This window comes from Streptomyces sp. NPDC001219, from assembly GCF_053597915.1.
This window is the reverse complement of the sequence record NZ_JBSFJF010000082.1, coordinates 17,882-28,263: the sequence shown is the minus strand read 5'-3', so window position 1 is coordinate 28,263 and position 10,382 is coordinate 17,882. Positions and strand designations below refer to the sequence as shown.

At 73.7% G+C, this 10,382-nt stretch carries 1 protein-coding gene; it reads left to right on the top strand.

Annotation, left to right across the window (positions count from 1 at the left end):
• Positions 1–10,374, top strand: a 10,374-nt coding sequence (locus ACWC9R_RS32660) for a type I polyketide synthase (protein ID WP_450736986.1), incomplete at its 5' end; no start/stop codon positions are given.
• Positions 10,375–10,382 lie beyond the last annotated feature (8 nt).

Sequence of the window (10,382 nt, the reverse complement as noted above, 5' to 3'; positions counted from 1 at the left end):
TCGCAGCAGCGGGTGATCCGGCAGGCGCTGGCCGGTGCGGGACTCTCGCCCTCCGACGTGGATGTGGTCGAGGCACATGGCACGGGGACGTCGCTCGGTGACCCGATCGAGGCGCAGGCGCTGCTCGCGACGTATGGCCAGGACCGGGAGGCTGACCGGCCGTTGTGGCTCGGGTCGGTGAAGTCGAACATCGGGCACACCCAGGCGGCCGCGGGTGTGGCGGGTGTCATCAAGATGGTGCTGGCACTGCAGCACGGCATCCTGCCGCAGACCCTGCATGCCGATGAGCCGTCGTCACACGTCGACTGGTCGGCCGGCAACGTACGACTGCTCACCGAGGCCGTCGGATGGCCGGAAGGGGAGCGGCCGCGTCGGGCCGGGGTGTCGGCGTTCGGCGTCAGCGGCACCAACGCGCATGTGGTGATCGAACAGGCTCCGGTGGAGGAGAGCGCGGAAGCCCGGCCGGTTGGCGGTGTGGGCGTGGTGCCGTGGGTGGTGTCGGCGCGGAGTCGGGAGGGGCTGCGGGCGCAGGCGCAGCGGTTGCTGACGCATGTGGAGGCGCGGCCTGAACTCGGCGCGCCTGAGCTGGGGTTCGCCCTGGCCACGACACGTTCGGCGTGGGAACACCGGGCCGTCGTCCTCGGCACCGAGCGCAGTGCGCTGGTTGACGGACTCAGGGCGCTGGCCGCAGGGGACGAAACGGTTTCCGTGGTGAGTGCCCTGGCTGCGCCCGAAGCGCGACTGGCTCTGCTGTTCACCGGGCAGGGTGCGCAGCGGCTGGGGATGGGCCGGGAGCTGTATGACGCCTTCCCGGTGTTCGCCGATGCTTTTGACTCCGCCTGCGCGCACTTCGACGGCGAGTTGGCGACTCCGTTGCTTGATGTCGTGTTCGGCGACGAGGCCGAGGCGTTGCATCGGACGGAGTTCACTCAGCCGGCGTTGTTCGCGGTGGAGGTGGCGCTGTTCCGGTTGGTGGAGTCGTTCGGTGTGCGGCCGGATTTCCTGGTGGGGCATTCCATCGGCGAGCTGGTGGCCGCTCACGTGGCGGGCGTGCTGTCGTTGGACGACGCGTGCCGGCTGGTGGCGGCTCGTGGCCGGTTGATGCAGGCGCTGCCGGACGGTGGCGCGATGGTTGCGCTTCAGGCCACTGAGGACGAGGTGTTGCCGCTGGTGGAGGGCCAGGAGCAGCGGGTGAGTGTCGCCGCTGTGAACGGCCCGCGGTCGGTCGTGGTCTCCGGCGAGGACTCCGCGGTGACGGAGATCGCCGGGCGTTTCGAGTCCGAGGGCCGGAAGGCGAAGCGGCTCCAGGTGAGTCACGCCTTCCACTCCCCGCTGATGGACCCGATGCTCGACGAGTTCCGTGCCGTCGCGGAAAGCGTGTCGTACGAGGAACCCCGTATCCCGGTGGTGTCGAATCTGACCGGCGAACTCGCCGCACCCCACGAACTGACCTCCCCTGACTACTGGGTACGGCACGTCCGCGAGGCCGTCCGCTTCGCCGACGGCGTCCGGTGGCTGGAGCAGCAGGGCGTGACGCGGTTCCTGGAGATCGGGCCGGACGGCACTCTCACCGCCATGGCACAGAGCTGCCTCGACAGTGACGTGGATACGGACCCGGACGCGGGCCATGTCCTCATCCCCACCCTGCGCGGCGACGACCGCGGCGAGATATCCGCCGTACTCTCCGCCGCCGGGCGGGCATTCGCCCACGGCATCACCATCGACTGGCAGCCCTTCTTCCCCTCTCCGGCTCCCACTCCCCTCACCCCGGCCACCCCCCTCACCCCCGTCGATCTCCCCACCTATGCCTTCCAACACCAGCGCTACTGGCCCCGGTTCACGGGACTGCCGGCCGGGGACCTCGGTTCTGCCGGGCTGGTGTCCGCGCAGCACCCCTTGCTGGGTGCGGCCGTCTCCCTGGCCGGCAGTGTGGACGGCACAGGCGGTACAGGCGGTACGGACGGCTTGGACAGCGTGTACGGGTCGGCCGAGGGCGGCGCCGTGGTGTTCACGGGGCGGGTGTCCGTCGCCGCGCAGCCCTGGCTCGCCGAGCATCGCGTCGCGGGCTCCGTCCTGCTCCCCGGTACCGCCTTCCTGGAGCTGGCCGTCCGTGCCGGGGACCAGGTCGGCTGCGGGCAGGTGGAGGAGCTGACGCTGCAGGCGCCGCTGGTCCTGCCGGAGCGGGGCGCCGTACAGCTCCAGGTGGCCGTCGGGGCCGCGGACGGGACCGGGCGCCGGACGCTGAACGTCTACTCCCGGCCGCAGGACGCACAAGCCGACGACCAGCCATGGGTACGCCACGCCGTCGGTGTACTCGCCACGGACGGCGCGGAGCCCGGTGCGGACCTGTCCTCGTGGCCGCCCGCCGGTGCGGAGCCCGTTTCTGTCGACGGGCTGTACGAGGGGCTGACGGCGGCGGGGTTCGGCTATGGGCCGGTCTTCCGTGGGCTGCGTCAGGTGTGGAGCCGTGGTGACGAACTGTTCGCCTCGGTCGAGCTTCCGGAGAGTGCCGCCCCCGAGGCGGCCGGCTTCGGGCTGCACCCGGCGCTGCTGGACTCGGTGCTGCACGCACTCGGACTCGTGGACTCCGGCCAGGCGGACGACGGCCGAGGCAGGCTGCCCTTCTCCTGGTCAGGCGCGACCCTGCACGCCTCCGGAGCGTCGGTGCTGCGTGCCCGGCTGACCGTGAACGGTCCCGACTCGGTCGCCCTGGAGCTGGCCGACGCCTCGGGCGGCCCCGTCGCGACGATCGACTCCCTGGTCCTGCGGCCCGTGTCGGCCGACGGGATGGCCCAGGCCAAGGCGGGCGCGCGGGACACCGCACTGCACACGATGGACTGGACTCCCCTGGCGGAGCCCGCCGACCCGGCCGTCCCCATCGGTGCCGCCGTCGACATGGCCGTCGACATAGCCGTCGGCAGCAGCCGACCCGACCTCTCCGCGATCGTCGCGTCCGTGTACCCGGACCTCGATGCGTTCCCCCAGGACGAGGTGCCCTCCCACGTCCTGCTCCGGCTGGACGCTCCCGAGGGCGACCCGGCCGCCGCCGCGCACGCCGCGACGCATCGGGCGCTCGCGCTGCTGCACGCATGGCTGGCCGAGGAGCGGTTCGCCGCGGCCCGGCTGGTCATCGTCACCCAGGGCGCGGTCACCGTGGACGAACGGCGGCCGGACCCGGCGCTGGCCGCCGTGTGGGGGCTCGTCCGGTCGGCGCGTTCGGAACACCCGGACCGGTTCACGCTGGTCGATCTGGACGGCGCGAGCGAGTCCCTCGCCGTGCTCCCCGCCGCCCTCGCCTGCGACGAGCCGGAACTGGCGGTACGCGCCGGCCAGGTGTACGTCCCGAGGCTCGGCAGGCACGTACGGCCGGATGTGCTGCCGGTGCCCGGGGAGAGCGGGGCATGGCGCCTGGACATCGCGGAGAAGGGCACCCTGGCGAACCTCCACCTCGCCGAATCACCCACGGCGCAGGCCGAGTTGGGCGCCGGACAGGTGCGGATCGCGGTGCGTGCCGCCGGTCTGAACTTCCGAGATGTGCTGAACGCACTCGGCATGTACCCGGGTGAGGCCGTGGCGCTGGGGATCGAGGGCGCCGGAGTGGTCACCGAGGTCGGTCCGGGAGTGACCGGGACCGCCCCGGGGGACCGGGTCATGGGGCTGTTCACCCAGTCCTTCGGCCCGCTCGCGGTGGCCGATGCGCGCACCCTCGCCCGCGTCCCCGAGGGCTGGTCGTTCGCGCAGGCGGCGTCGGTTCCGGTGGTCTTCCTGACGGCGTACTACGCGCTGGTGGACCTGGGCGAACTCCAGGCGGGCGAGTCGGTGTTGGTGCATGCCGCCGCGGGTGGTGTCGGTATGGCCGCGGTGCAGTTGGCGCGGCATCTGGGTGCGGAGGTGTTCGGTACCGCGAGTCCGGGGAAGTGGGAGACGCTGCGCGGCTCGGGTCTGGACGAGGGGCATATCGCTTCGTCCCGTGACCTGGACTTCGAGCGGTCGTTCCTGGCGGCGACCGCCGGCCGTGGTGTGGATGTGGTGCTGGACTCCCTGGCGCGGGAGTTCGTGGACGCCTCGTTGCGGTTGCTGCCGCGGGGTGGGCGGTTCCTGGAGATGGGCAAGACCGATGTGCGTGACGCGCAGGAGGTCGCGGCCGCGCACGAGGGCGTGCGCTACCAGGCGTTCGACCTGTTCGACGCCGGTCCGGAGCGGATCGGGGAGATGCTGACGGCCCTCGTCGGCCTCTTCGAGCAGGGTGTGCTGCGGCCCCTGCCGCTCACCGCGTGGGACGTACGGAAGGCCCCCGAGGCCTTCCGCCACCTCAGCCAGGCCCGGCACGTCGGCAAGGTCGTGCTGACGATGCCGGTACCTCTCGATGCGGAGGGAACGGTCCTGGTCACGGGCGGCACGGGTGGTCTGGGCTCGGTGGTGGCCCGGCACCTGGTGACCGAGCACGGGGTCCGTCATCTGGTGCTGTCCAGTCGCCGGGGGCCGCAGGCCCCGGGGGCCGAGGCACTGCGCGACGAACTCACCGCCCTCGGCGCCGAGGTCACCGTCACCGCCTGCGACACGGCGGACCGCGAGGCGCTGCGCGGGCTGCTCGGCTCCGTACCGCCGCAGCACCCGCTCACCGCGGTCGTGCACACGGCCGGAGTGCTCGACGACGGCGTCCTGTCGTCGCTGACACCGCAGAGGCTGGACACCGTGCTCGCGCCGAAGGCGGACGCGGTGAGCGCACTGCACGAGCTGACCCGGGACGAGGACCTGGCCGCGTTCGTCGTCTTCTCCTCCGTCGCCGGTATGTTCGGCGGCTCGGGGCAGGGCAACTACGCGGCGGCGAACGCCTTCCTGGACGCGTTCGCCCAGGCCAGGCACGCTGCCGGACTGCCCGCCACCTCACTTGCCTGGGGGCCGTGGGCTCCCGGCGCGGGGATGACCGACGAACTGGCGGATGCCGATCTGCAGCGCATGGCGCGTGGTGGCATGGTGCCGTTCACGGTCGAGCAGGGCATGGCGGCGTTCGACGCGGCGTTCCGCACTGCTGAACCGGTGTACGCGCCCGTGCGGCTCGACCACGCGGCGCTGCGGGCACCGCACTCCGCGCCGCCGGCGCTCCTGCGCGGTCTGGTGACCGGGTCCGCCCGGCGCTCGGCCGCGTCGGCGGCCCCCGGTGACGCGGCGGAGGGCCTGCGGACCGGGCTGACCGCGCTGCCGGCCGCCGAGCGGGAACCCGCGGTGCTGGAACTCGTCCGGGCGCAGGCGGCGCTCGTGCTCGGGCACGCCGGCCCCGAAGCCGTCGAACCGGCCCGGGACTTCCGTGGCCTGGGCGTCGACTCGCTCACCGCCGTCGAGCTGCGCAACCGGCTGGGCGCCGCGACCGGTCTGCGGCTGCCGGCGACGCTCGTCTTCGACTACCCGTCGCCGGTGGCGCTGGCCCGCCATGTGTGCACCGAACTGTTCGGGGACGACGAGGCGGCCGCCACACCGGCCGTCGCGGCCGGGCAGCAGGCGACCGGCGAGGATCAGCTCGCCATCGTCGCCATGAGCTGCCGGTTCCCAGGAGGGGCGGGCAGCCCGGAGGAGTTCTGGCGACTGCTGGCCGACGGTGTGGACGCGCTGTCGCCCCTGCCGGCCGACCGCGGTTGGCACACCGACGGCGACACCGGCCGGGTCGAAGGCGGTTTCCTCCACGACAGCGGTGACTTCGACGCGGACTTCTTCGGCATCTCGCCGCGTGAGGCCGTCACCATGGACCCGCAGCAGCGGCTGCTGCTGGAAACCTCCTGGGAGGCGCTGGAGCGGGCCGGCATCGACCCGGCGGCGCTGCGCGGCAGCCGCACCGGGGTGTTCGCGGGCACGAACTACCAGGGCTACGGCTCGGCCGCCCACACCCTGCCTGAGGGCAGCGAAGGCCAACTGCTCACCGGCCACGCCACCAGTGTGACGTCCGGCCGGGTCTCCTACGCCTTCGGCCTCGAAGGTCCCGCCGTCACCGTCGACACGGCGTGCTCGTCGTCGCTGGTGGCGCTTCATCTGGCCGCACAGGCACTGCGGCTCGGGGAGTGCGACCTCGCCTTCGCGGGCGGGGTGACCGTGATGGCCACCCCCGGCGCCTTCGTGGAGTTCGGGCGGCAAGGGGGACTGGCGGGCGACGGGCGGTGCAAGGCGTTCGCCGACGACGCGGACGGCACCGGCTGGGGCGAGGGCGCGGGCATCGTCCTCGTCGAGCGGCTGTCCGACGCGCGGCGTAACGGGCATCCGGTGCTCGCCGTGCTCCGCGGGTCCGCGGTCAACCAGGACGGGGCGTCCAACGGCCTGACCGCCCCCAACGGGCCCTCCCAACAGCGGGTCATCCGGGCGGCACTCGCCAACGCCGGACTCGACGCCCATGAGGTGGACGCGGTCGAGGCACACGGCACCGGGACGTCGTTGGGCGATCCGATCGAGGCGCAGGCGCTGATCGCCACCTACGGCCAGGACCGCGCGCCGGACCGGCCGCTGTGGCTGGGTTCGGTGAAGTCGAACATCGGGCACACCCAGGCGGCCGCGGGTGTGGCGGGTGTGATCAAGATGGTGCTGGCGCTCCAGAAGGGCGTACTGCCCCGCACGCTGCACGTCACCGAACCCTCCTCCCATGTCGACTGGTCGGCCGGTGAGGTGCGGCTGCTGACCCGGCCCGTGGAGTGGCCGCAGCGCGAACTGCCGCGCCGGGCCGCCGTGTCCTCGTTCGGGATCAGCGGCACCAACGCGCATGTGGTGCTCGAACAGGCCGGGGCGGCCGACGGCGGACCCGTCGAGGGCACGACTCCCGACAGCGGTCGGGCCGACACCGCCCGCGCCGGACAGGACGGGCCCGGCGGTCAGCCGGGGCCTGTCGTCTGGCCGCTGTCCGCCCGGTCCGCCGCGGCACTCCGCGACCAGGCGAAGCGGCTGCGGGCCCACCTCACCGACCGCCCGGACCTGCCGGTCCACGATGTCGGCTACGCGCTGGCCACCACCCGGGCCGCCTTCGACCACCGGGCGGCGCTGGTCGCCGAGGACCGGGACGCGTTCCTGAAGGGACTCGCCGCGCTCGCCCGAGGGGAGGATGCGGCGGAGCTGGTGCGCGGGCGGGCGGACTCCGGCGGAAAACTCGCCTTCCTGTTCAGCGGCCAGGGCTCCCAGCGCGCCGCCATGGGACGCGAACTCCATGAGCGGTTCCCCGCCTATGCGACGGCGTTCGACGAGGTCTGCGCGGAGTTCGACCGCCACCTCGAACGGCCGCTGCGCGACCTCGTCTTCGCGGACGAGGGCACGCCCGAGGCCGCGCTGCTCGACCGCACCGCCTACACCCAGCCCGCACTGTTCGCCGTGGGAACGGCACTTCACGCGCTCGTCGGATCGTGGGGGATCAGGCCCGATGTCCTGATCGGCCACTCCATCGGAGAGCTGACCGCCGCGCATGTGGCCGGGGTGCTGACCCTCCAGGACGCGTGCCGGCTGATCGCTGCCCGCGGGCGGCTGATGCAGGCACTGCCGGAAGGCGGCGCCATGATCGCCGTACAGGCCGCCGAAGAGGAGGTGCTGCCCCTGCTGGCGGGCCGGGCGGACCGGGCGGGGATCGCCGCGGTGAACGGGCCGTCGGCCGTCGTCGTCTCCGGTGCCGAGGACGCGGTCACCGAGATCGCCGGAGAGCTGGCCGCGCGGGGACGAAAGACTAGGCGTTTGCGGGTCAGCCATGCGTTTCACTCTCCCTTGATGGAAGCGATGCTGGAGGAGTTCGGCGAGATCGCGCGGAGCGTGCGCTACGCACCGCCGCGGCTGCCCGTCGTCTCCAACCTCACCGGGGAACCGGCGGCCGACGCCGACCTGACCTCGCCCGACTACTGGGTGCGGCATGTGCGGGAGGCCGTCCGCTTCGGCGACGGCATCCGCGGTCTGGAGGCCGGGGGAGTACGGACGTATCTGGAGCTGGGGCCCGACGGCGCCCTGGCGGCCATGGCCTGGGACAACCTGCGCGAGCCCGGTGAGGACACCGCCGCACTCCCCGTCCTGCGGCGCGAACGGCCCGAGGCACACAGCGCCCTGCGGGCGGCGGCAACACTGCACGCGCGCGGGCTCGGGACGGCGCCCGCCGCGCTGTACGGCGACGGGGCGCGCCCGGTCGAGCTGCCGACCTACGCCTTCCAGCGCCGCCGGTACTGGCTGGAGCCGGCCGCTCCGCAGACCGCGACGGACCCGGCGCAGACAGTGGACGACCAGTTCTGGGCCGCGGTGGAACACGCCGACCCGGGCGAACTGGCCGAGCGTCTCCACCTGGCCGGCGACGCCCCGCTGAGCGACGTACTGCCCGCGCTGGCCTCGTGGCGCAACGGGCAGCGCGAACGCACCGTCGCCGACGGCTGGGAGTACCGGGTCACCTGGCGGTCGGCCCCCGACGCCCCGACTCCCGTACTGTCCGGCACCTGGCTGCTCGCCTTCCCCGCGGGCTGTGGCGACCGCGCCTGGGAGACGGCGCTCGCGGCCGGGCTCACCGCCCATGGGGCCTCCGCGGTCGTCCCGGTCGAGGTCGACTGCGGCCGCGCCGACCGCAAGACGCTCGCCGGCCAACTGGGCACACTGCTGGGCGAGTCGGGCCCCGTGGACGGGGCGCTGTCCCTGCTGGGCACCGACGAGGAACCGCACCGGGACCAGTCCGCCACGCCCGGCGGACTCGCCGCCACCATGGCCCTCGTCCAGGCGCTCGACGACCTGGGCACCGGCGCGCCCCTGTGGTGCGCCACCACCGGCGCCGTCGCGGTACGCGACCGTGAGGCGGTGCCGTCCCCGGTACAGGCCGCGGTCTGGGGCTTCGGGCGGGTCGCCGCCCTGGAGCAGCCGCAGAGCTGGGGCGGCCTGGTCGATCTGCCGGCGGAGCCCGACGAGCGGGCCGTGGAGCGGCTCTGCGCGGTACTGGAAGCCGGTCCGGGCGAGGACCAGGTCGCCGTACGCGGTTCCGGTGTGTTCGTCCGGCGGCTGGTCCGGGCCCAGGCCAGGGACGCCGCGGCCGGCACCGACGAGCCGTGGGCGTGCACCGGCACCGTACTGATCACCGGCGGCACCGGCGCGCTCGGCGCACATGTCGCCCGCCGGCTGGCCGACCGGGGAGCCGAGCACCTGATCCTGGCGGGCCGACGCGGCCCGCAGGCACCGGGCGCGGCCGAATTGCGCGCCGAACTCACCGCACGGGGAACCCGGGTGACGCTCGCCGCCTGCGACGCCGCCGACCGTGAGGCGCTGGCGCGGCTGCTGGCCGCGCATCCCGTCGACGCCGTCTTCCACGCCGCGGGCGTGCTCGACGACGGGCTGATCGCCGGGCTCGACGGAACGCGCCTGGACGCCGTACTGCGGTCCAAGATGGCGGCCGCGATACACCTGCACGAACTGGCCGACGACCGGACGCCATTGGTGCTGTTCTCGTCCTTCGCCGGCACGGCGGGGGCGACCGGCCAGGCCAACTACGCCGCCGCCAACGCCTACTTGGACGCCCTCGCCGAGCACCGGCACGCCCTCGGCCTGCCGGTCGCCTCCCTCGCCTGGGGGCCGTGGGACGGCGCCGGCATGGCGGCCGGAACCGCGGGTGACGAGCAACGGGCCGAGCGCCTCACCCGGGGCGGTATGAGCCCGCTCGACCCGCGGCTCGCGGTCGACGCGCTGGAGCGGGCACTCACCCGTGGCGACACCACGCTGACCGTGGCCGATGTGGACTGGGCGCGCTTCGTACCCGGCTTCACCTCGGTGCGGCCCAGCGCGCTGCTCTCCGACCTGCCGGAGGCCCGGCAGGCGGCCCCGGAAAGCCGGTCAGCGGAGGGCGACGGGCAGGGCGGTCTCCGGGCGCTGCGCGCCCAGCTGGCCGGGCGGAGCGAGCCGGACCAGGAACGCGTCCTGGCCACCCTCGTCCGCACCCATGTCGCCGGCGTCCTCGGGCATGACTCCGTGGACGCGATCGACCCGAAGCGGGCGTTCAGTGAGCTGGGCTTCGACTCGCTCATGGCCGTCGAGCTGCGCAACCGGCTCGGTCTCGCCACCGGCACCCAGCTGCCCGCCACGCTGCTGTTCGACCACCCGACCGCCGCGGCCCTCGCCCGCCATCTGCGCACGCAGGTCGCGGCGGGCGACACGGCCGGGGCGCTGCCCGCGCTCGCCGAGCTGGACCGGCTGGAGGACGCGCTCGCCGAGGTGGCGCAGGACGACCCACAGCGGGCCAGGATCGCCTCCCGGCTCCAGACGCTGCTCGCGAAGTGGAGCGAACGGGAGGCCACCGAACCGGCGGCGGACACCGGCGCCGGGGTGAGCGACCGGATCAACTCCGCCACCGTGGACGAGATCTTCGACTTCATCGACAACGACCTCGGCATGTCATGACACGCCGA